Origin of the sequence: Brachybacterium sp. (assembly GCF_052095815.1) — a bacterium.
Classification (GTDB): Bacteria; Actinomycetota; Actinomycetes; order Actinomycetales; family Dermabacteraceae; genus Brachybacterium.
On sequence record NZ_JBQDLF010000021.1, the window covers coordinates 25,515 to 45,986 of the forward strand.

The 20,472-nt window shown below is 69.8% G+C and carries 19 protein-coding genes; 10 read left to right on the top strand and 9 right to left on the bottom strand.

Annotated elements, in window-relative coordinates:
* Position 1: 1 nt before the first annotated feature.
* The gene (locus tag ACTH43_RS09915; RefSeq protein WP_441444737.1) at positions 2–691 is read left to right on the top strand and encodes a response regulator; all 690 of its coding nucleotides are present in this window, start codon (positions 2–4) and stop codon (positions 689–691) included.
* Positions 692–776: 85 nt separating this feature from the next.
* Here ACTH43_RS09915 and ACTH43_RS09920 read toward each other — a convergent pair whose 3' ends face one another.
* Complete coding sequence (locus ACTH43_RS09920) at positions 777–1,274, bottom strand: hypothetical protein (protein WP_441444738.1); 498 nt, start codon at positions 1,272–1,274, stop codon at positions 777–779.
* Positions 1,275–1,598: 324 nt separating this feature from the next.
* Between ACTH43_RS09920 and ACTH43_RS09925 the strand changes: the two genes are divergently transcribed.
* Positions 1,599–2,081 (top strand): CarD family transcriptional regulator, encoded by a 483-nt coding sequence (locus ACTH43_RS09925; RefSeq protein ID WP_441444739.1) that lies wholly within the window; start codon positions 1,599–1,601, stop codon positions 2,079–2,081.
* A gap of 14 nt (positions 2,082–2,095) precedes the next feature.
* Entirely contained in the window at positions 2,096–2,839 is a 744-nt protein-coding gene (locus tag ACTH43_RS09930) for a 2-C-methyl-D-erythritol 4-phosphate cytidylyltransferase (protein WP_441444740.1), read from the top strand.
* Between the two features lie 125 nt (positions 2,840–2,964).
* On the opposite strand, the gene ACTH43_RS09935 is transcribed toward ACTH43_RS09930, so the two are convergent.
* Complete coding sequence (locus tag ACTH43_RS09935) at positions 2,965–3,276, bottom strand: hypothetical protein (protein ID WP_441444741.1); 312 nt, start codon at positions 3,274–3,276, stop codon at positions 2,965–2,967.
* A gap of 10 nt (positions 3,277–3,286) precedes the next feature.
* A complete protein-coding gene (locus ACTH43_RS09940; RefSeq protein ID WP_441444742.1) occupies positions 3,287–4,042 on the bottom strand; it encodes an IspD/TarI family cytidylyltransferase in 756 nt (251 codons plus the stop codon).
* Between the two features lie 153 nt (positions 4,043–4,195).
* Here ACTH43_RS09940 and ACTH43_RS09945 point away from each other — a divergent pair, with 153 nt between their 5' ends.
* Genes ACTH43_RS09945 through ilvA form a run of 3 tightly spaced genes read left to right on the top strand, consistent with a single transcriptional unit; the run spans position 4,196 to position 6,368 of the window.
* Positions 4,196–4,513: a PTS sugar transporter subunit IIB gene (locus ACTH43_RS09945; RefSeq protein WP_441444743.1), complete on the top strand. Its 318-nt coding sequence runs from the start codon at positions 4,196–4,198 to the stop codon at positions 4,511–4,513.
* Positions 4,510–5,058 carry a 2-C-methyl-D-erythritol 2,4-cyclodiphosphate synthase gene (gene ispF / locus ACTH43_RS09950; RefSeq protein ID WP_441444744.1) on the top strand — a complete coding sequence of 183 codons (549 nt, stop codon included), beginning with the start codon at positions 4,510–4,512 and terminating at the stop codon, positions 5,056–5,058. Before ACTH43_RS09945 ends, ispF begins: the two co-directional genes overlap by 4 nt.
* A complete protein-coding gene (ilvA, locus tag ACTH43_RS09955; protein ID WP_441444745.1) occupies positions 5,055–6,368 on the top strand; it encodes a threonine ammonia-lyase IlvA in 1,314 nt (437 codons plus the stop codon). Before ispF ends, ilvA begins: the two co-directional genes overlap by 4 nt.
* 117 nt (positions 6,369–6,485) lie before the next feature.
* On the opposite strand, the gene galE is transcribed toward ilvA, so the two are convergent.
* The gene (gene galE / locus ACTH43_RS09960; protein ID WP_441444746.1) at positions 6,486–7,484 is read right to left on the bottom strand and encodes a UDP-glucose 4-epimerase GalE; all 999 of its coding nucleotides are present in this window, start codon (positions 7,482–7,484) and stop codon (positions 6,486–6,488) included.
* Between the two features lie 86 nt (positions 7,485–7,570).
* On the bottom strand, positions 7,571–9,031 hold the full coding sequence (locus tag ACTH43_RS09965) for a GuaB1 family IMP dehydrogenase-related protein (protein ID WP_441444747.1): 1,461 nt from the start codon (positions 9,029–9,031) through the stop codon (positions 7,571–7,573).
* 676 nt (positions 9,032–9,707) lie between these two features.
* Here ACTH43_RS09965 and ACTH43_RS09970 point away from each other — a divergent pair.
* Positions 9,708–11,693, top strand: coding sequence for an LCP family glycopolymer transferase (locus ACTH43_RS09970; protein ID WP_441444748.1), 1,986 nt, complete (start codon positions 9,708–9,710; stop codon positions 11,691–11,693).
* Between the two features lie 81 nt (positions 11,694–11,774).
* On the opposite strand, the gene ACTH43_RS09975 is transcribed toward ACTH43_RS09970, so the two are convergent.
* Complete coding sequence (locus ACTH43_RS09975) at positions 11,775–13,211, bottom strand: mycothione reductase (protein ID WP_441444749.1); 1,437 nt, start codon at positions 13,209–13,211, stop codon at positions 11,775–11,777.
* 92 nt (positions 13,212–13,303) lie between these two features.
* Here ACTH43_RS09975 and ACTH43_RS09980 point away from each other — a divergent pair, with 92 nt between their 5' ends.
* The 3 genes from ACTH43_RS09980 (at position 13,304) to ACTH43_RS09990 (ending at position 17,550) form a co-directional block, all read left to right on the top strand.
* Positions 13,304–15,679 (top strand): ATP-binding cassette domain-containing protein, encoded by a 2,376-nt coding sequence (locus tag ACTH43_RS09980; protein WP_441444750.1) that lies wholly within the window; start codon positions 13,304–13,306, stop codon positions 15,677–15,679.
* A 35-nt stretch (positions 15,680–15,714) separates the two neighbouring features.
* The gene (locus tag ACTH43_RS09985) at positions 15,715–16,554 is read left to right on the top strand and encodes a putative RNA methyltransferase (protein ID WP_441444751.1); all 840 of its coding nucleotides are present in this window, start codon (positions 15,715–15,717) and stop codon (positions 16,552–16,554) included.
* Positions 16,555–16,728: 174 nt separating this feature from the next.
* Positions 16,729–17,550: an HAD hydrolase family protein gene (locus ACTH43_RS09990; RefSeq protein WP_441444752.1), complete on the top strand. Its 822-nt coding sequence runs from the start codon at positions 16,729–16,731 to the stop codon at positions 17,548–17,550.
* A 117-nt stretch (positions 17,551–17,667) separates the two neighbouring features.
* Here the strand turns inward: ACTH43_RS09990 and ACTH43_RS09995 are convergent, their stop codons facing one another.
* The 3 genes from ACTH43_RS09995 to ACTH43_RS10005 all read right to left on the bottom strand — a co-directional run bounded on the left by ACTH43_RS09995 (position 17,668) and on the right by ACTH43_RS10005 (position 20,386).
* Positions 17,668–18,489, bottom strand: coding sequence for a hypothetical protein (locus ACTH43_RS09995; protein WP_441444753.1), 822 nt, complete (start codon positions 18,487–18,489; stop codon positions 17,668–17,670).
* Positions 18,490–18,575: 86 nt separating this feature from the next.
* Positions 18,576–19,478 carry a C40 family peptidase gene (locus ACTH43_RS10000; RefSeq protein WP_441444754.1) on the bottom strand — a complete coding sequence of 301 codons (903 nt, stop codon included), beginning with the start codon at positions 19,476–19,478 and terminating at the stop codon, positions 18,576–18,578.
* Between the two features lie 200 nt (positions 19,479–19,678).
* Positions 19,679–20,386: a metal-dependent transcriptional regulator gene (locus ACTH43_RS10005; protein WP_441444755.1), complete on the bottom strand. Its 708-nt coding sequence runs from the start codon at positions 20,384–20,386 to the stop codon at positions 19,679–19,681.
* Between the last annotated feature and the right edge of the window lie 86 nt (positions 20,387–20,472).

Below are 20,472 nucleotides of genomic sequence, written 5' to 3' on the forward strand. Positions count from 1 at the left end.
TATGACGCGCATCCTGATCGTGGAGGACGAGGAGTCCTTCTCCGATCCCCTCTCGTACTCGCTGCGGAAGGAGGGCTACGAGGTCGCCGTCGCCGACACCGGCACCGACGGGCTGCGGATCTTCACCGCCCACGGTGCCGACCTGGTTCTCCTGGACCTGATGCTCCCGGGGATGAGCGGCACCGAGGTGTGCCGGGAGATCCGCCGCACCTCGACGGTGCCGGTCATCATGCTCACCGCCAAGGACGACGAGTTCGACAAGGTCCTCGGCCTCGAGCTGGGCGCCGACGACTACGTCACCAAGCCGTACTCCTCGCGAGAGCTGCTGGCCCGGATCAAGGCGGTGCTGCGCCGCGGCCAGGACTCAGCCGAGACGGAGGAGTACACCACCCTGAACGCCGGCGGCATCATGATGGACGTCGAGCGTCACGTGGTGGAGGTGCACGGCACCGAGGTCGCACTGCCGCTCAAGGAGTTCGAGCTGCTGGAGATGCTGCTGCGGAATGTGGACCGGGTGCTCACCCGCGGGCAGCTCATCGACCGGGTGTGGGGTGCCAATTACGTCGGCGACACGAAGACCCTCGATGTGCATGTCAAGCGGCTGCGGGCCAAGATCGAGGATGACCCCAAGAACCCCGTGCACCTGGTGACCGTGCGAGGACTGGGCTACAAGTTCGAGTCCGGCAGCTGACCCTCACCGGGACGACAGCATGCAGAACGCCCCGCAGCCGAGGCTGCGGGGCGTTCTGCATGCTGGATGGTGACAGCGGCGGGTCTCAGCCCCCGGCCGGCTGTTCGAAGTCGTAGTAGCCCAGGCTGGTGTCGAGCGTGGGCAGGGAGATCGTGGTGGTCTCGTCGCCAGCGGTCACATCGAGGTTGAGGATCGTGCCGGTCCCCACGTCGAGCGCACCGACCGGGACCAGCTGCTGGCCCTCGCTGGGGCCGAGCTCGACGACACCGTGCGCGGGGACCTGCACCTGGGCGGAGAAGATGGCACTGCCCTCGGCGCTGCCCTCGACCTCTACCGTGATCTCCTCATCGGAGTAGTTCACAACCGTCGAGGAGAACACCGGGGTGCCATCTTCACCAAGGACCAGCACGGCATTGCGCACGCCGGCGAAGAGGGTGCCGTTCTGCTCGAGATTGGCGTTGGTGCCGTCGGCGGCCTGATAGAACTCATGGGTCTGCACCGGGCTGAAGTACGTGCAGCCGGTGGCCGCGAGCGCCAGGCCCATGGCGGCGGCGGAGAGCACGAGACGGCGGGGACGGCGCACGGAGGACTCCTCTTCGATGCCGGATCGCGGCACAGACGTTCTAGGGACAGCTCTGACAGGTTACCCCACCACAAGCCCCGCGCGGCCCCGGGGCGGCACGGCGTGACCGGGTCGATGCAGGAGAAGCCGGAGGGGCTCTCCTGAGGTTCGCGACCGCCGTTCCCGAGGGCGTACGGCTGGTGAGGCAGGAGCGCCGCACTGTGCCCCAACGGCGATCAGCCCGAGCTGTTGGGCGAGCGCTCCGGCAGGTCAGCGGGCAGGTCGGTGCGCATTTTAGCATGACCCCCCGGTGCTAGACTGGTCGGCGGAAAGGGGACCCACCACATGAATTTTGCTGTCGGCGAGACCGTCGTCTACCCGCACCACGGTGCCGCGCTCATCGAAGAGGTCAAGACCCGCACCATCAAGGGGGAGGATCGCACCTACCTCAAGCTGAAGGTTGCCCAGGGAGATCTGACCATCGAGGTCCCCGCCGACAACGTCGATCTCGTGGGAGTGCGCGACGTGGTGGACAAGGAGGGCCTCGAGGAGGTCTTCGAGGTGCTGCGTCAGCCCTATACGGAGGAACCCACCAACTGGTCGCGCCGCTACAAGGCGAATGTCGAGAAGCTGGCCTCCGGAGACGTCAAGAAGGTGGCCGAGGTCGTTCGTGATCTGTGGCGCCGCGATCAGGATCGCGGGCTCTCCGCCGGTGAGAAGCGGATGCTGTCCAAGGCCCGTCAGATCCTGGTCTCCGAGCTCGCACTCGCGGAGAAGACCGACGAGGCCAGCGCCGAGTCGATCCTCGACGAGGTCCTCGCCTCCTGAGCCCCCTGCCCCCCGTGTCACCCCTCCCGACCGCCGCGACAGTGCGGCCCGTCGTCCTCGCCCTGGCTCCCCCCGCGCCAGGTCTCTCCCGCGGTGCGGCGACACCATGTCTCGAGCTGCTCGGCGGTTCGCGACTGATCAACCGGCTGCTCGGTACCCTCCACGGCCTCGGGCTCCCGATGCCGCTGGTGGTCACCGCCGACGTCGCCGCATCGCAGCTGCGTGCGGCCCTCGATCCCCGCATCCCCGTCGTCTCTGTCGCCGGCGATCGCCGCAACGCTTTGCAGACGGTCCTCGAGCGCACCGACGAGGAGCTGCTGCTGCTGCATGATGCGGAGCGCGCGCTCACCCCGGCCTCTGTCATCACCGAGGTGCTCTCCGCTCTCGAAGCCAGCATCGATGCCGTGGTGCCCGTGATCGCCCTGACCGATTCGGTCAAGGAGGTCCGGCCCGACGGCCTGCGGAACATCGACCGCACCACCCTGGCCGGCTTGCAGAGCCCCCGGCTGCTGCGGCGCGAGCTGCTGGAGAGGGTGCTGGAGCCTGCTGCTCCGGAGAGCATGCCCCGCGCAGGGATCGATCGCGGACGCTTCGACGAGATCCTCGTGGCCCTCGAAGGCGGGGCCGAGGTACGCACCGTGCAGGGCTCTCATTCCGGTTTCGCGGTACTGGACCGACTCACCCTGTGGCAGGCGCAGATCTCCCTGGGCCTGGCCCGGGACACCTCGCACCGGTACGGCATCTCACGACGCGGCTGAGAGGCCACGCAGGGAGGTTCCCCGGGAAATCAGGGCCGTCGCCCGGGCAGGTCGCGCAGACAGTCCGCCCGGCGGCCAAATCGCCCGGCAAAGTCGCGCAGATAGGTCGCGCAGCACCCCGCAGCTCAGCGGCCGCTGCGGCTGCGCCAGACGGTCCGGAACTCCGCGGCCATCCGGCCCGGTTTGGACAGCGTGCGCACCGGCAGGCTCGTGGCGAGCTCCCCGGGGTCACGGCGCAGCCGTCGCATCAGGCGCCGTGGCTTGCTGGAGATCCGCTGGCGGAGATCCGGCAGATAGTCGTCGGACACATCCAGTCTGGTCACGGCTCCGCAGCCGGTGCACTGGATCTGGGACACGAACCTGCCGGCGTAGACGACCACGTGCTCCGCCTCCTGATCGCAGGCGGTGCAGCGCAGGTAGCTCTCCTCGACGTTCATCGGCTCCTCCTCACCCTGTCCTCAAACCTAGCGCGCTGACCACGTCCTGGGCCAGCAGCAGATCCTGGGCGTAGGTGATCTTGAAGTTCGTCTCCTCGCCGCGCACCCAGGTCACCGGGATGTGGGTGTACTCCTCGGCGCAGGAGGCGGTGTCAGTGCCGACGAATCCGTCCCGGGCCGCGGCCTCATAGGCGTCCAGGATCGTGGCGGCGTGGAATCCCTGCGGGGTCTGCACCCTCACCAGGGCGTCCTCTCGCAGATCGGCGCCGGGAGCCAAGGTGTGCCCCGGCCCCGCTGAGGCGATGTCCAGGGCGGGGATGCCCGGAACCGCCCCGCCGCTCTCCCTGGCCGCATGCAGCACTGCTGAGACCAGGCCGTGGGAGACCAGCGGGCGGGCGGCGTCGTGGATCAGCACAGTGTCCACCGCGCCGGAGTCGATGCGGTCCGCCAGATGGCGCAGTGCCAGCAGCTCGGACTCCTGGCGGGTCTCGCCGCCGGTGATGATCTCCAGCGGATGCTCGGTCTCGCGCGAATCCACGAAGCGGGCGTGTTCGAGATCGTCCGGTCGCACTACGAAGACCAAGATGCCTATCCCCTCGACCGCGGCGAGCGTGTTCAGGCCCCAGCCTGCGATGCTGCGACCAGCCAGGGGCAGGAACGCCTTGTTGATGCCGGCGCCCACGCGGGTGCCCGAGCCGCCGGCGAGCACGACTCCGGCCGCCCGCCCGGGCGGACGGGGAGTGCGGAGGCGTCGGGGCTGAGTCACGCTGGCATCGTAGACGGCCGCGGACCTCTCGTGGATCACCCAGCGAGGACGTGACAGAATCGACCCTCGCCGGTGTCTTCCGGTCCTCACCCGACAGCCTCCTCAGATCGTCGGGACGCTGGTCGTCACCCGACCCACAGCTCAGGAGTTCGTATGCTCACCATCGCCATCGTGTGCGGCGCAGGAATCGCTACCTCCGCACTGATCGCGGAGCAGGTGCGGGAGCATCTCACCTCCGGCGGCCGACAGATCCAGGTCGTCCAGGCCACCGTCATGGACCTGCTCTCCCCCGACTTCCGGGCGGACCTCGTGGTCAGCACGGTGGATCTGCCGGACGCCCTGGGCATTCCCCGGGTGTCCGGGATGCCGCTGCTGCTGGGGACCAACCCTCAGGTGACCTACGACGACATCGATCGCCTGCTCGAGCGCATCGCTCCCCGCAGCGCGGGCGGGGAGGACGGCTCCCGATGACCTCGCACCCCTCCCCCCTGCCCCGTGTCGGGACCGGAGTGGATGTCCATGCCTTCGCCTCGGCCGAGTCCGGGCGCGAGCTGTGGGTCGCGGGACTGCGCTGGGACGGGGAAAGAGGCCTGGCCGGCCACTCCGACGCGGACGTCGCCTGCCATGCAGCCTGCGATGCGCTGTTCTCAGCCGCGGGGATCGGTGACCTGGGCACGCACTTCGGTGTCGACCGGCCCGAATGGGAAGGCGCCTCAGGAGTCCGTCTGCTGGAAGAGGCGGCGCGACTGGTGCGTGCGGCCGGCTTCACGATCGGCAACATCTCCGTGCAGATCATCGGCAATCGTCCACGCCTCTCCGGGCGCCGCGACGAAGCGGTCTCGGTGATGAGCGAGGCGGCCGGTGCACCGGTATCCGTCTCCGGCAGCACCACGGACGGTCTCGGGCTGACCGGCCGCGGCGAGGGTGTGGCAGCGATGGCGACGGCGCTGGTCGTCGCCGTCGGGAAGAGTACCTCCGACGACGAGAGAACCTCCGACGAGGAGAGAACAGCATGAGCGAGACGACGCCATTACCGGTGCGCGCCCCGGAGGTCGAGAGCGCCGCAGCACGCCTGGCCCCGGTCCTGCGGCGCACGCCGCTCGAGCTCAGCGAACGGCTGAGCAGGCTGACCGGAGTGCCGGTCTGGCTCAAACGTGAGGACCTCCAGTCCGTGCGCTCCTACAAGCTGCGCGGCGCCTATCTCTTCCTGGACTCGTTGAGCCCGGAGCTCCGGGCCGCCGGGGTGGTGGCCGCGAGCGCAGGCAACCATGCCCAGGGAGTCGCATACGCCTGCCAGGCCCTGGGCATCCACGGCCGCATCTACGTGCCCGGTACCACCCCCCGTCAGAAGCGCGAGCGGATCACTGCGATCGGCGGGGAACTGGTGGAGCTGGTGCTGATCGGGGACACCTTCGACGATGCTGCCGAGGCCGCCGCGGATGACGCGGAGCGCACCGGTGCCACCCAGGTGCCCCCTTTCGACCATCCGGTGATCATGGCCGCGCAGGGGACCGTGGCGCTCGAAGCCGCCGATCAGCTGCGCTCAGAGCACGGTCGCGAGCTCGGCACCATGGTCCTTCCCGTGGGCGGGGGCGGGCTGCTCGGCGGCTGCGGCGCCTGGCTGCGGGAGCGGAGCCCCTCCACCCGGATCATCGGTGTGGAGCCAGCCGGTGCGGTCTCCATGGCCGCTGCGGTCCGCGCCGGCCGTCCGGTCACCCTGCACGAGATGGACCGCTTCGTCGATGGCGCCGCGGTGCGCCGGGTCGGTGCGGGCCCGCTGCAGATGGTGCAGGCCATCACCCCCGAGCTGGTCGCGGTCGAGGAGGGCGCCGTATGCACGGAGATGCTCGAGCTCTACCAGGTCGAGGGGATCATCGCCGAGCCCGCCGGGGCTCTCGCCGCGACGGCGGTGGCCTCTGGCGCGATCGCGCACCTGGGCCGGGCGGGGGCTGGCGCGAATGATCCGGAGGAGGAGACCGGTGACATCGTGGTCGTCGTCTCCGGCGGCAACAACGACGTCTCGCGGTACAACGAGGTCGTCGAGCGCTCCCTCGTGCACGAGGGCCTCAAGCATTACTTCCTGGTGACCTTCCCTCAGGAACCGGGCGCTCTGCGTCGCTTCCTGGACCGCGTGCTGGGGCCGAACGACGACATCGTGCTGTTCGACTACATCAAGCGCAACAACCGCGAGTCGGGGCCGGCCCTGGTGGGCCTCGAGATCGGGAACCGCTCGGACCTCGAGCCGCTGATGGCGCGCATGGCCGCCTCGAACATGGAGATCGAGCGGGTCGATCCGGAGAACCCGATCTACCGCTACCTCACCTGAGAGGCGTCGGCGGCGGGGCAGACGCCCCGCACATACGCGAAGAGCCGAGTCCTGGAAACGCCCCTGGCCTCGGCTCTTCACATGCTGCGGTGAGGGTCAGCCCTCGGTGCAGGCCTCTCAGCCTTCGGAGTACGCCTCGACATCCGGGGTGATCGCCGCCGAACGGGCCTCGACGGCCGAGCGCACGATGTCATCCAGACCGTGCTCGGACTTCCAGCCCAGGGTCTGGGCGATGCGGTCCCCGGAGCAGATCAGGCGAGCCGGGTCCCCGGCTCGTGGTGCGCCGATCTCGGGGATGATCTCGATGCCCTTGGCCCGGGCGATCGCGTCGATCACCTCGAGCACGCTCGATCCCTCGCCGGTGCCGACGTTGAAGGTGCGGTGGGGGCGCTCTTCGCCGCGCAGGTAGTCCAGGGCGGCGATATGTGCATGGGCCAGGTCGAGCACATGCACGTAGTCGCGGACGCAGGTGCCGTCGGGGGTGTCGTAGTCGTCGCCGAACACGATCGGGGTCTTCCCCTGTTCGAGCCGGTCCAGCACGATCGGCACCAGGTTCATCACCGCGGTGTCGGCCAGCTCGGGCCAGCCCGCGCCGGCCACGTTGAAGTACCGCAGGGCGACGGTGCGCATGTCGTGGGCCCGCTCGGCGTCGGCGAGCATCCACTCCCCCACGTACTTGGTCGCGCCGTAGGGGTTGATGGGCTGCGGGGCGAGCTCCTCGGTGACCAGGTCCACGTCCGGCATCCCGTACACCGCGGCGGAGGAGGAGAACACGACGTCGCGCACCTCGGCGCTCGCACAGGCGGAGAGCACGTTGGCGAGCCCGCCGATGTTGTCATGCCAGTACATCTCGGGATTGGCGACGGATTCGCCGACTTGCTTGTGGGCGGCGAAGTGGATCACGGAGTCCGCACCGCTGGCCCGCATCTGGAAGGCGAGCTTCTCGCGCGCGTCCGGGAGCGTCACGTCGAGCTCAATCAGCTCAGCGCCCTCGGTGCGCTGTCGCAGACCTGTGGAGAGGTTGTCGACCACGACCACCTTCTGCCCCTGTTCGAGCAGGAGTCGCACCACATGCGATCCGATATATCCGGCGCCACCGATCACGAGAGTCGTCATGGGCCCAGCCTACCGGCCCGCCGGCGTCGGCCGCCCAGGAACGGTCATCCAGGAATGGCCGGCCGACGCCAGGGCCGGTGCCGCGGTCAGCTCCAGGAGCTGGAGATCGGACGGCCCTCGTTGTAGCCGGCGGCGCCCTGCAGCCCGATCACCGCCCGCTCACGGAACTCCTCGGTGCCCGCTGCTCCCGCATAGGTGAACGAAGAGCGCACCCCGGCAGTGATCTCGTCGAGCAGGTCCTCGACGCCGCCCTTCCCCTCGGTGAGATACATGCGCGAGGTGGAGATGCCCTCCTCGAACAGTCCCTTGCGGGCACGAGCGAAGGCATCTTCATGCGCGGTCCGGTGGGAGACCGCACGCTTGGAAGCCATGCCGAAGGACTCCTTGTAGCGTCCGCCGGCCTCGTCGGTGCGCATCTGGCCGGGAGACTCATAGGTCCCCGCGAACCAGGAGCCGATCATCACGTTGGACGCCCCGGCGGCCAGCGCGAGCGCGACGTCGCGCGGGTGACGCACCCCGCCGTCGGCCCAGACGCTCCCGCCGAGCCGGCGGGCCTCTGCGGCGCACTCCAGGACAGCGGAGAACTGGGGCCTGCCCACGCCCGTCATCATCCGGGTGGTGCACATCGCTCCCGGCCCGACTCCGACCTTGACGATGTCGGCGCCGGCTTCGGTCAGCTCCCGGGTGCCCTCGGCGGTGACGATGTTGCCCGCGGCCAGGCGCACCGCTGTCCCCTCCCGGGGGCCGAGCGCCTCGCGAGCGAGACGGAGCGCGTCGATCATCTTGTCCTGGTGCCCGTGAGCGGTGTCCAGCACGATGACGTCCACGCCGACAGCGACCAGCTCACGCACCCGCGTGGCGACATCGGCGTTGACCCCGACGGCGACCGCGATCCGCAGCCTGCCCTCGGCGTCGGCCGCCGGGCGATAGATGGTCGAGCGCAGCACGCCGTTGGCGGTGAGGACACCGCGCAGCATCCCGTCCTCGTCGACCACGACCGCGGCGTCATGGTGAGTCGCGGCGATCCTGCCGTGCAGCTGCGCCGGGCTCACCTCGAGATCGCTCGGGCGCAGCACCGGCACATCTTCGCTGAGCACCTCCCCCACCTCGGAGAAGGAGTCCCGGCCGGCGATCTCCTCCGCGGAGATGGTGCCCAGTGGGCGGCGCTCCTCATCGACCACCACGACGATGCCGTGGGGCCGCTTGGGCAGCAGGTCCGCCGCCTGGCCGAGGGTGCCGGTGGCGGTGAGGGTGAGCGGGTGGTCCACCAGCAGGTCACGTGACTTCACCGAGCGTACGATCGAGTCGATCCGCTCCGGGGAGAGGTCCTGGGGCAGCACCGCGAGACCTCCACGTCGGGCCATCACCTCGGCCATGCGCCGCCCGGTCACGGCGGTCATGTTCGCGGCGATCAGCGGGATCGTGGTGCCGGTCCCGTCATCGCTGCTGAGGTCGACGTCGAAGCGCGAGGTGATCGCGGAACGACCCGGCAGGAAGAAGCAGTCGTCGTACGTGAGGTCGGTCGACGGAGTGTGGATCAGGCGCATGCGGCCAGGATACGGGTGGCCCCATGTGCCCCACCTCCACGAAGTTCTCACAGGCTGTTGCATGACCAACCAGCGTCAAGCTCCTAGGATGTAGCGCATGACGGACCCATCCTCGGCCTCACGGCGCAGACGTCGTCGGTCCGGCAGACACCAGCAACCAACCCGACGCGCCCCTTCGACCCCGCTCCCCGCAGACGAGGCGCGGAGGAATCGCGACGCCGCCTTCGGTTCCCCGAACCCCAAACGCACCTGGCTCGGCGGATCCGCGAGCTCGGCGGAATCAGCGAGCTCCGCGAACTCGGCGTCCTCGGCGTCCTCGGCGAGTTCGGCGAACCCGAGGTCCTCGGCATCCAGCGCGCCGGTCCCGCCTTCGGCGCCCACGCCGACGGCTGAGCAGAACCCGCCCTCGGCGCGACGCACCTCGTTCCCCGGAGGATCGGTCTCCCCCGCCGCCGCTGCCGGATCTGCAGCAGCATCCCCGGCACGCCCCGACGATTCCGCTCGGTCCGCATCCCGATCCGCAGAGCAGTCCGAAGAGCAGTCCGCGGCTCGGCCCGCAGATCAGCCGGCAGAGCAACCGGCAGCGCAGACACCTGCTCGGCCACGGGGCCGTCGGGCCGCTTTCCCGCTCCACCAGCTCGACGGCACCGGATCCCCCGGGGCCGCCGCCGACTCAGTGGACACCGGCGCAGTCGGGACCGGCGCAGTCGAGGCCGGGGCAGTCGGCGCTGACGCCGCAGGCCCCGGGGAGTCAGCGCATGGCCGCCATGCCACGGCAGGGCCCGTCACCGAGCAGGACCTCTGGTCGACCACCACGGACGAGGCCTCCGCACCGGAGGATGACTCCGCACAGGAGCCGGCCTCCTCCTCCCCGCTGGCTCCGCCCGTCGGTGTCGAGCCGGCGACGATGGACGCCGAGCCCGCAGCCCCCTCCGGATCTGCGTCCGGTTCTCCCGCGGCGAGCGGTCCGAGGATCGTTCCCGGACGGGCCGCACCGCTCTCCGGCACCTCGGCCGAGCACACCGGCGGGTCAGCCGACGCTGCCGACGGCGCCGACCAGGACAAGGACCGTGCGGAGGGCGCCGTCTCCGGCTCACTGCCGCGAGTCGCGTTCTGGACCGTGCTCACCTCGGTGCTGCCCGGTGCGGGCCTGGTGACCACCCGCCTGCGCCGGCTCGGCTGGGTGCTGCTGGCGGTGTTGCTGCTCGCGCTGGTCTCGGTCGCGGCCTTCCTGTTGCTCGGAGATCCTCTGCGCAACGCGATGATGCTGGTGACCAATCGCAGCGTGCTGATCGGGGCCATGCTCGCGGCGGGCGTCGTGGGCCTGGTCTGGGCGCTTCAGATCGTGCTCGCGAATCTCGCGCACTCGACCCGGGAGCGGCTCCAGGGGGCGAAGCGATATCTCGCCCTGGCACTGGCCGCGCTGATGGTTGTGGCGGTCGCACTGCCCTTCGGTCGCGGGGTGCAGTCGCTGTGGGCGCTGCAAGGCTTGATCGGCTCCGAGTCCGTGTTCGGCGGCGGTGGCGGCGGCGATCACCCCTTCACCTCCGGCAAGGACCCGTGGGCCAACACCGGGCGGCTCAACGTCATGCTGCTGGGCCAGGACGCGGGCGCGGACCGCACCGGCACCCGCCCCGACACCATCATGGTGGCCTCGATCGACACCGCGACCGGGCAGACGGCGCTGTTCTCGATCCCCCGCAACCTCGAGAACGTCGAGTTCCCCGAAGGCACGGTGGCCGCCGAGACGTTCCCCGACGGCTTCGACTACTTCGGCAAGAACCAGAACCTCATCAATGCCGTGTGGACCTGGGCAGAGGATCGCCCCGATCTGTTCCCGAATGATCCGGAGCCGGGCCTGACCGCGACTCGCTGGGCCGTTGAGGAGACCCTCGGTCTCGAGATGGACTACTACGCGATGGTCAACCTGCAAGGTTTCGAAGACCTCGTGGATGCTCTGGGCGGCGTGGATATGGTCGTCGAGCGCCGGATCCCGATCGGTGGCGGCGCCGCCAAGATCGACGGCTACATCGAGCCCGGGCAGCAGAAGCTCGACGGCTTCCATGCGCTGTGGTACGCCCGCTCCCGCGAGGGATCCAACGACTTCAACCGCATGTGCCGCCAGCAGCGCATCGTGCGGGCGGTCACGGAGGAGGCGGATCCGACCACACTCGCCCTGTCGATCCCCCGGCTGGTCAACGCCACCGAGGAGAACATCGTCACGGATATCCCGGTGGGCAACCTCGATGCCTTCGTCGACCTCGCCCTGCGGGTCAAGGACGGCGGCTTCACCTCGTACCCGATCACGCAGGACGTCACCTTCTCCGGGAACCCGGACTTCGAGTACCTCGAGGAATGGGTCGACGCGTCGATCGAGGATTCGATGACCCGGGAGGCACCGGAGTCCGTGCTCGGCGAGACCGAGCCCGGCTCCACCGCACCTGCGGAGACCGGCACCGCGCCGGCGGACGAGGAGCAGGAGCCCGGCGTCGATGAGGGCTCCGCGAGCGCGGAGGAAACTCCGAGCGACGAGCCGAGCAGCGACGCCGAGACCCCGACCTCGGAGGAGTCCGCCAGCCCCGGTGCCGGGGAGGAGAGCTCCCCGGCTCCCGAGATCGAGAAGGATCCGCTGAAGTCCTGCCTGCCCGGTTACGAGGAGTGACGAGCCGGGACCCGGCAGCGGCCCTGCTCACCCCACGGCGAGCGGGGCCGCGTCCTATGCACCGCTGCGCGCAGGGCTGACTCAGTCCACGAGCTGCAGCAGCGCGTTCTCGATCAGCTCCGGCATCGCCGGGTGGATCCAGTACTGGGTCGAGGCGATGTCGCGGGCGGTCTGCCCGGTGCTCATCGCCTGGATCAGCAGCTGGACCAGGGTGGTCGCTTCGGGACCGATCAGGTGCGCGCCGAGGATCTCCGTCGTCTCCGCATCGGCGATGATCTTCACGAATCCGGTGGTGTCCTCGAGCGCCCAACCGTAGGCGATCGAGGCGTACTCCTGGACCGCGACCTTCACCGCCCGGCCGCTGCTCCGGGCCTGTTCCTCGTCCATCCCGACCCAGGCGACCTGGGGATGGGTGAACACGCCGCTGGGGATCGGCATGGTGTCGCTGCGGCGCAGCTGCTCGGGATGCAGGATGTTGTGCCGCACGATGCGCTGCTCATGGTTGGCGACGTGCTTGAGCTGGTACGGGCTGGAGAGGTCGCCGAACGACCACAGGCCCGGCACCGGCGTCCCACCGGCGAGCACGCGCTGGTGCTCATCCACCTCCACCCGGCCGTCCTCTGCGGTGTCGATGCCGGCGGCATCGACGTCCAGCAGGTCGGAGTTCGGGCGGCGGCCGACGGCGACCAGCAGCTCCTCGGCCTGGATCAGCACCTCGGCGCCATCCCGCTCGCCACGCAGCTCGACGCCGCCGGCAGTACGGCGCACCGAGGTGGTGGACAGCCCGCGCTCCAGCCGCAGCCGCTCTCCGAGGATCTCGGTGAGCCGTGCCGAGACATCCGCGTCCGCGGAGCGCAGCACCTGCGAGGAGCGGGCGATCAGCGTGACCTCCACGCCGAAGGAGGCGAAGATGTGTGCCATCTCCACCGCGATCACGCCGGAGCCCAGGATCGCGAGCGAGGCCGGCAGCTGGTCGATCCGCATGATGGTGTCGGAGGTGTGGGGCTTCGCCTCGGCGAGACCGTCGATCGGAGGCAGCGTCGGGCGCGATCCCGCCCCCAGCACGATGGTCTCGGCGCTGATCGTCTGCACTGAGCTCTCATCGCCGTCGTTCAGCGTCACACGCAGCGTCTTCGCACCCGTGAAGCGAGCGGTGCCGCGCAGCAGCGTGAGGTTGGCATTGTCCTCGTGGTCGCGGCGGTACTCCTCCCCACCGGCGGTGATCGGATCGATGCGCCCGAAGATGCGGTCGCGGATCGCGGGCCAGTCCACATGGCGCAGCTGCTCGGTGAGCCCGAAGCGGGTGGACTCTGCGGGCGTGCGGGCGAGGTCCGCGGTGTGCACGAACATCTTGGTGGGGATGCACCCGAGGTTCAGGCAGGTTCCCCCGAACACCTGATCGGGGCCCACGCCGCGGTCGATCTGCACGATGCTGCGGCCAGCGAACTCCGGACCCGGGAAGGAGTTCGCGGAGCCGGAGCCGATCAGGGCGATGTCGTAATGCGTCACGTCAGTCACCTCCCCAGGCTAGCCGGGGCAAGCAGCCCGAGTGACACAATGGCTCGGCGTGGGATGGTCCGCGCTCCGATGCGCCCCGAGGAGCCTGCTCGATGTCTGCTTCCCACCACCCGGCCGATGCCCACGATCTGATCCGAGTGCGCGGCGCCCGGGCGAACAACCTCCGCAACATCTCCCTCGACATCCCCAAACGCCGCCTGACCGTCTTCACCGGCGTCTCGGGATCGGGCAAGAGCTCACTCGTGTTCGGCACCATCGCCGCCGAGTCGCAGCGGATGATCAACGAGACCTACAGCTCCTTCGTGCAGGGTTTCATGCCGCAGCTGGCCCGGCCCGATGTCGACTCTCTGCAGGGATTGACCACCGCGATCATCGTCGACCAGGAGCGGATGGGCGCGAACGTGCGCTCGACCGTCGGCACCGTCACCGATGCGAACGCCTACCTGCGCACCCTGTTCTCCAAGCTCGCGCAGCCCCACGTGGGCGGCCCCGGCGCGTACTCCTTCAACGTCCCCAGCGTGAGCGCCGCCGGGGCGCTGACGGTGCAGAAGGGTGCCAAGACCATCGCGGAGAAGACCACCTTCTCCCGGGTGGGTGGGATGTGCCCGCGCTGCGAGGGCATGGGGCAGGTGACCGACCTCGATCTCACCGAGCTGTACGACGAGGACAAGTCGCTCCAGGAGGGTCCGTTCCTGGTGCCCGGATACTCCGCCGGCGGCTGGTACGAGAAGCTGTTCGCCTCCTCCGGCTTCTTCCCCGCAGACAAGCCGATCAGGTCTTTCACCACGCGGCAGCTCCACGACTTCCTGTACAAGGAGCCCACCAAGGTCAAGCTCGACGGGGCGAACATGACCTACGAGGGCCTGATCCCGAAGATCCAGAAGTCGATGCTGTCCAAGGACCGCGACTCGATGCAGCCCCATATCCGCGCCTTCGTGGACCGGGCGGTCACCTTCATCGTCTGCCCGGACTGCGAGGGGACGCGCCTGGCCGAGCACGCCCGCAGCTCGCGGATCGACGGAGTCTCGATCGCTGAGGCGACCGCCCTGCAGATCACCGACCTCGCCGCCTGGGTCTCCACGCTCCAGGCGCAGCACGGCAGCGAGAGCGTCGCCCCGCTGCTGACGAACCTGTCCGCGCTGCTGGACGCCTTCGTGAAGATCGGCCTCGGCTATCTCTCCCTGGACCGTCCCTCGGGCACCCTCTCGGGTGGTGAATCGCAGCGCACCAGGATGATCCGTCACCTCGGTTCGGCGCTCACCGACGTCACCTATGTGTTCGACGAGCCGACGATCGGGCTGCACCCCCATGACATCTCGACCATGGACTCGCTGCTGGTGGATCTGCGGGACAAGGGCAACACGGTGCTGGTGGTCGAGCACAAGCCCGAGGCCATCGCGATCGCCGACCACGTGATCGACCTCGGCCCGCGCGCAGGTGCCGAGGGCGGCGTCGTGCAGTACGAAGGGGATCTGGCCGGGCTGCGCGCCTCAGGGACCCTGACCGGCACGCACCTGGACCGGAAGGTCTCCCTCAAGGAGGAGATCCGCACCCGCTCCGGCGTGCTCGAGATCCGCGGCGCGGACCAGCACAATCTGCGCTCCGTGGATGTGGACATCCCGCTCGGGGTGCTCACCGTGATCACCGGGGTCGCCGGTTCGGGCAAGAGCTCGCTGGTGCACGGCTCGTTGCCGAAGGGCGCCGGCGTGGTCGTGGTGGACCAGACCGCGATCCGCGGCTCCCGGCGCTCGAACCCGGCGACCTACACGGGGCTGCTGGAGCCGATCCGGAAGGCGTTCGCGAAGGCGAACGGGGTGAAGCCCGCCTTGTTCTCGAACAACTCCGAGGGTGCCTGCCCCGTCTGCAAGGGCGCCGGGGTGATCTACACCGAGCTCGGCTTCATGGAGACCGTCGCGACCCCGTGCGAGGAATGCGAGGGCAGACGGTTCCGCACCGACGTGCTCGAGTATCGCTTCGGCGGGAAGGACATCTCCGAGGTGCTCGCCCTCTCCGTGGCGCAGGCCCGGGAGCTGTTCTCCGGCCCCGAGACGAAGGTTCCGGCCGCGGCGAAGCTGCTGGGCCACCTGGACGAGGTGGGCCTCGGCTATCTCACCATCGGCCAGCCGCTGACGACGCTCTCGGGCGGTGAGCGCCAGCGTCTCAAGCTCGCCACCCATATGGGCGACAAGGGCGGGATCTACGTGCTCGACGAACCGACCACCGGCCTGCACCTGGCCGATGTGGACCAGCTGCTCACCCTGCTGGACCGCCTGGTCGACTCGGGCAAATCGGTGATCGTCATCGAGCATCACCAGGCGGTGATGGCCCATGCCGACCACCTCATCGATCTGGGGCCCGGAGCCGGCCAGGAGGGCGGGCGGATCGTCTTCGAGGGCTCCCCCGCCGCGCTGGTCGCCGACGCCTCGACCCTCACCGGGAAGCATCTGAAGCAGTACGTCGGCGCCTGAGCAGCAGCCTCCCGGCCGGACGTACCCTGGTCCTCGTGTCCCGCCCCCTCCCCGCGCCCCTCGCCTCCTGGCTCGAGAGCCTGGCCTGCCCGCGCTGTCACCGCCCGCTGGAGATCGCGGACCGCACGCTGCGCTGCACCGAACGCCATTCCTTCGACGTCGCGCGTGCCGGCTACGTCTCGCTGCTCACCGGGGCACCAGCCACCAGCGGCGATGACGACGATATGGCCCGGGCACGGGACAGCTTCCTGGCCACCGGCGCCTACGGCCCGCTGCGGGACGTGATCGCCGATCTCGCACCGAGCTCCGCCCGCAGGATCCTCGACATCGGCGGAGGCACCGGCTACTACCTGGCGGGGCTGCTCGAGCAGCTCCCCGCAGCGCAGGGTCTGTGCGTGGACACCTCGGTGCGGGCGCTCCGCTTCGCCGCCCGTGCCCATCCGCGGGCCGCGGCGGCGAGCTGGGACGTGTTCACCCGCTTCCCCCTGAAGGATGCCGCCGCAGACCTGGTGCTCGATGTGTTCGCGCCCCGCAATCCGGCGCAGTTCGCGCGGGTGCTGGAGCCTGGCGGCCACCTCCTGGTCGTGCGGCCCGACGCCGATCACCTCTCCCAGCTGCGCGCGCAGGTCCCGGGCATGGTCGGGGTGGACCCCCGCAAGGAGGAACGCCTGCATGAGGCTCTGGATCCGCTGTTCAGCACCGTCCGGACCGTCCCTGTGCGCTTCGAGGTGTCCCTCGACGCCGCTATCGCCCGGGATCTGGTGGCCATGACGCCGAGCGCGCGGCACGTCGACGAGGAACAGCTGAGGCTGCTGCTGACCGGCACCCGCGAGGTCACCGTCTCGGTGCGGGCGAGCCTGCACCGTCGGCGCTGAGGGCCCCTGGGAACACAGCGTTGTGGCCTCGCCGGTGCACGGAACTGAGGCCCCACGGGCGCTCAGCGGTGACTCTCCCAGCTCAGAGGTGACATCCCGGACCTGATGGCCGCCGCGCCCAGCGTGCTCACCTAGGCTGAGAGAACCGAGACCACCAGGGAAGAAGGAGCATCCGTGGCAGATCGCCGCTGCGTATTCATCGATTTCGACGGCACGTTCGCCCATCGGGGGGTGGCTCCGCGGTCGCACGCTGACGCCGTCCGCCAGGCACGGGCGAACGGGCACGTGATCCTGCTGTGCACCGGCCGGCCCGACTCCATCGTCGCCTCGGAGGTGGCTGCCCTCTTCGACGGCGTGGTGGCCTCCGCCGGTGGCTGGATCAGCGTCGGCGGCCGGGTGCTGCGCGATGAGCGCTTCCCCGAGGCGCTGGGGCGGCGCGCGGTCCACGTGCTGCAGCGCCACGACATCCCGTTCACGCTGGAGACCCCGGAGGCCCTGCTGTGCACGCCACGTTCCGCGCACGAGCTGCGTGCCCGGGTGCGCCCGCAGCTGCCGCAGGGCGGCGTGGGCAACGGTCTGCAGGACCTGATCGACGCGATACACATGCCCGAGGACCTCGCCTCCGCCTCCTTCGCGAAGATCTCCCTGTGGGGTTCGCCGGTGAAGATCGAGCAGCTGGCCGCGGAGATCGGGCCCGAGGTGGGCGCACTGCCCAACTCGATGACGGAGGACGTCAGCTCCGGGGAGCTGCATCTGGTCTCGATCGACAAGGCCGACGGAGTGCGGAGGGTCGCCGACCACCTGGGCATGGCTCTTGCCTCGACGGTCGGTATCGGAGACGGGATGAACGATCTGGGCATGCTGCAGGTGGCCGGGACCGCCATCGCGATCGACGGCGCCCCCGCGCCGGTCCTGGACGCCGCCGGTGGCAATACGGTGCCAGGACCGATGGAGCACGGCATCATCACCGCCTTCGAGCGACTCGGGATGCTCTGAGTCAGGAGGCGAGGAGCTCTCCCCCGAGGGCCTCTCCCCCAGAGCCCGATCCCCGGACCTGGTGGAAGTCGGACCCGATCCCAGGGGCCGATCTGATCCCCGAGCCCGACCCGCGGTTCAGCTGCGACGGCGCAGGCCCACCAGCACGAGGCCGATCGCGGTCACCAGGGCGCCGGCTCCGAGCATGATCACTCCCTGCGGCATCATCGCCGTCTGGAAGTGGCCCTCGAAGACCTGGACGATCGGGCCGACGAAGGGTGCCTGATCGATCGAGTCGGGCACCACGGCCTGCACCTGCTCGCCGAGCCACCACACGCCGGCCCCCGCCAGGATCCCGCCGAGACCGGCCATGATCAGCATGGCGCGGCGGTGAGAGGCGATCAGCAGGGCCAGGGCGAGCAGCACGAGCGCCGCCGGCCCCGCCCAGTACGCCCACGGGGTCACGGCGGAGACTCGGGTCAGCAGCGGGATGTCGGGGATGCTGGCCAGGGTGATGGTCGCATCCTCAGGTCGCGGGATCTCGATCGGCAGCTTCTCCTCCACCGGGGTGAGGATCCGGTCGATCACCGGGCCGAGGTCGACGTCCAGGTCCGAGGCGCCCGGGGAGAAGAGCGCCCCGTGCAGCTCGACCATGGTGGCTTTCCACATCGTGGCGTACACGCCGGTTCCGGTGAGCGCCGCGGCCTGTTCCTCGGCCAGCGGCGTCAGGCTCTCCTCGATCCATCCCGGGATCCGGTCGTCGCCCAGCAGCATCTCGACAGCGCTGTCGCTCAGGGTGCGCTGGAAGCCGGGATCCTCGGCGAGCGGGTCGGTGATGGCGAGGAATCCCTCGCGCTCGACCACGTTGTGGTGGAGCCAGGTGGCCGGCGCCCACAGCGCGCCGAGCACGACGGCGAGGATCAGCAGGACGACGGCGAGGAGATCACGGGCGGAGGACACATGCCTACGGTACCGGTCCCGGGTGCCTCGAGAATGGGAGCGGCCCCGCACCACGAAGTGGTACGGGGCCGTTGCAGCGAGGGAGCTCAGCCGACGCGGATGAAGGTCCAGCTGCCGGAGTAGATGTTGCGCTCGGAGGTGTCCACGCGGCTGTTGCCGGCGTCGACGAACTGGTTGCCGCCGGCGTAGATGCCGATGTGACCGGGCTTGTAGACCAGGTCGCCGGGGCGCGCCTCGGAGCGGGAGATGACGGTGCCAGCAGCGGCCTGGTCGCCGGCGCCGCGCGGCAGGCTGACACCGTGCTGGGCGTAGACCCACTGGACGAAGCCGGAGCAGTCCCAGCCGGAGGGGGAGGTGCCGCCGTAGACGTAGGGGGTGCCGATGCCGGAGCGCGCGGTGGCCAGGACCGAGCCGCCCTTGGCTGCGGAGGGAGCCGGAGCGGACTTCTCCTCGGACTTCTCCTGCGAGGAGGACGAGGAAGAGCTGGAATCGGACGAGCGGGACTCCTCCTGCTCGGAGCCGCCGTCGCGGCTGGAGCGCTCCTCGGAGCGCGAGGAGGTGTCGTCCCCACGGGTCTCGGTGCCCTCGCTGGAGGAGTCGTCCTGCTCGGTGGACTCCTCCTGCTCGGACTGCTCAGCGGCCTCGAGCTCAGCGGCTTCACGCTCAGCGGCCTCTGCCGCAGCGATCTCCTCCTCGGTGGGGCCCACCTCGATGGAGATGGCGCCGGCGACCGGGGCGAGCGCGGGCTCAGCCTCAGCGGTCGCGACCTCGACGGCCGGGATGCCCACGGGGGCGATGGCGGGGCTCAGCAGCGCGGGGGCGGCGTCTGCCTGGGGTGCGTCGGCCTGCGGGTCGGCGGTCGCGGCGGCCGCTCCTCCGAACAGCATGGCGGCGGCCATCGCTGCACCGGCACCGGCGCGTCCCGCCCTGGAGACGGGGGTCACCGTGCGCATGGCGCGGCGGTGAGTGTTGTTCGCAGTCTTCGACACGTTGTGGCTCCCAGCCCCGGGTGAAACCCTCGCGCAGCTCCGACGTCCTGCATCCCGTTCCGGTGCGCGTGGGGCTTCCGGGGGGAGTGCCGAGATCCTTGTCGCCTTGGCACGCCCTCGAGACTAGGTGCCCGGACCCGCCTACGTCAGGGTGACAGGAAGCTTCTGGGGAGAGCTTGACGGAGCCTTTACCCGGCGGTCTACGTCGTCACATGGAGCTGGTCCGCCACCACGTCGCCCACGGCGACCTCTCCCCCTCCAGGGCCCCGCAGCACGAAGCTGCCAGCCACTCTCTCCACCGCCATCTGGGCCCCCGGAAGAATGCCCTGACGTGCGAGTTCTCCGAGCAGCGCGACGTCGCTCTGGGCCCGCTCCCCGATCCGCTCGAGGCGCACCTGGCGGGTCTCGCCATCGGCGACCGCCTCGCTCAGCTCACGGCTGGGATTGGAGGGGTCTTTACCTGCCGAGGTGGTGTGGGTCTCGTCGATCCCGAGGGCGGCGAGGCCTGGGATCGGATTGCCGTAGGGATCCACATAGGGCGGCGTCATCTGCTGCGCGAGCCGCTTCTCGACCTCGAGGCTCATCACGTGCTCCCACCGGCACGCCTCCTCATGGACGTGCGCATAGTCCAGCCCGATCACGTCCAGCAGATGCCTCTCGGCGAGGCGATGCTTGCGCATCACGTCGGTGGCCACCGAGGTGCCCTCCTCGGTCAGCCGGATCCGCCGCTGGTCATCGAGATGGAGCAGGCCGTCCCGCTCCATGCGGGCGACAGTCTGGGAGACCGTGGGACCGGAGTGGCCGAGACGCTCAGCGATACGGGCCCGCATGGGCGCGATGCCGGCCTCGTGGAGCTCGAACACCGTCTTCAGATACATCTCTGTGGTGTCGATGAGATCTCCGGACACGGGCCCTCCTCAGTAGCTGTACGACTGGCGCGGTCCAGCTTAGTCGGCGCTCCGGGAGGCCACCGGCGATTTCGCCACTGGCGTCG

Excerpts from the sequence above, each read along its gene's own strand:
- ispF (WP_441444744.1), top strand. The coding sequence starts at position 4,510 with ATGACCTCGCACCCCTCCCCCCTGCCCCGTGTCGGGACCGGAGTGGAT.
- ACTH43_RS09935 (WP_441444741.1), bottom strand. The coding sequence starts at position 3,276 with ATGAACGTCGAGGAGAGCTACCTGCGCTGCACCGCCTGCGATCAGGAG.
- ACTH43_RS09980 (WP_441444750.1), top strand. The coding sequence starts at position 13,304 with ATGTCTGCTTCCCACCACCCGGCCGATGCCCACGATCTGATCCGAGTG.
- ACTH43_RS09915 (WP_441444737.1), top strand. The coding sequence starts at position 2 with ATGACGCGCATCCTGATCGTGGAGGACGAGGAGTCCTTCTCCGATCCC.
- ilvA (WP_441444745.1), top strand. The coding sequence starts at position 5,055 with ATGAGCGAGACGACGCCATTACCGGTGCGCGCCCCGGAGGTCGAGAGC.
- ACTH43_RS09925 (WP_441444739.1), top strand. The coding sequence starts at position 1,599 with ATGAATTTTGCTGTCGGCGAGACCGTCGTCTACCCGCACCACGGTGCC.
- ACTH43_RS09945 (WP_441444743.1), top strand. The coding sequence starts at position 4,196 with ATGCTCACCATCGCCATCGTGTGCGGCGCAGGAATCGCTACCTCCGCA.
- galE (WP_441444746.1), bottom strand. The coding sequence starts at position 7,484 with ATGACGACTCTCGTGATCGGTGGCGCCGGATATATCGGATCGCATGTG.
- ACTH43_RS09965 (WP_441444747.1), bottom strand. The coding sequence starts at position 9,031 with ATGCGCCTGATCCACACTCCGTCGACCGACCTCACGTACGACGACTGC.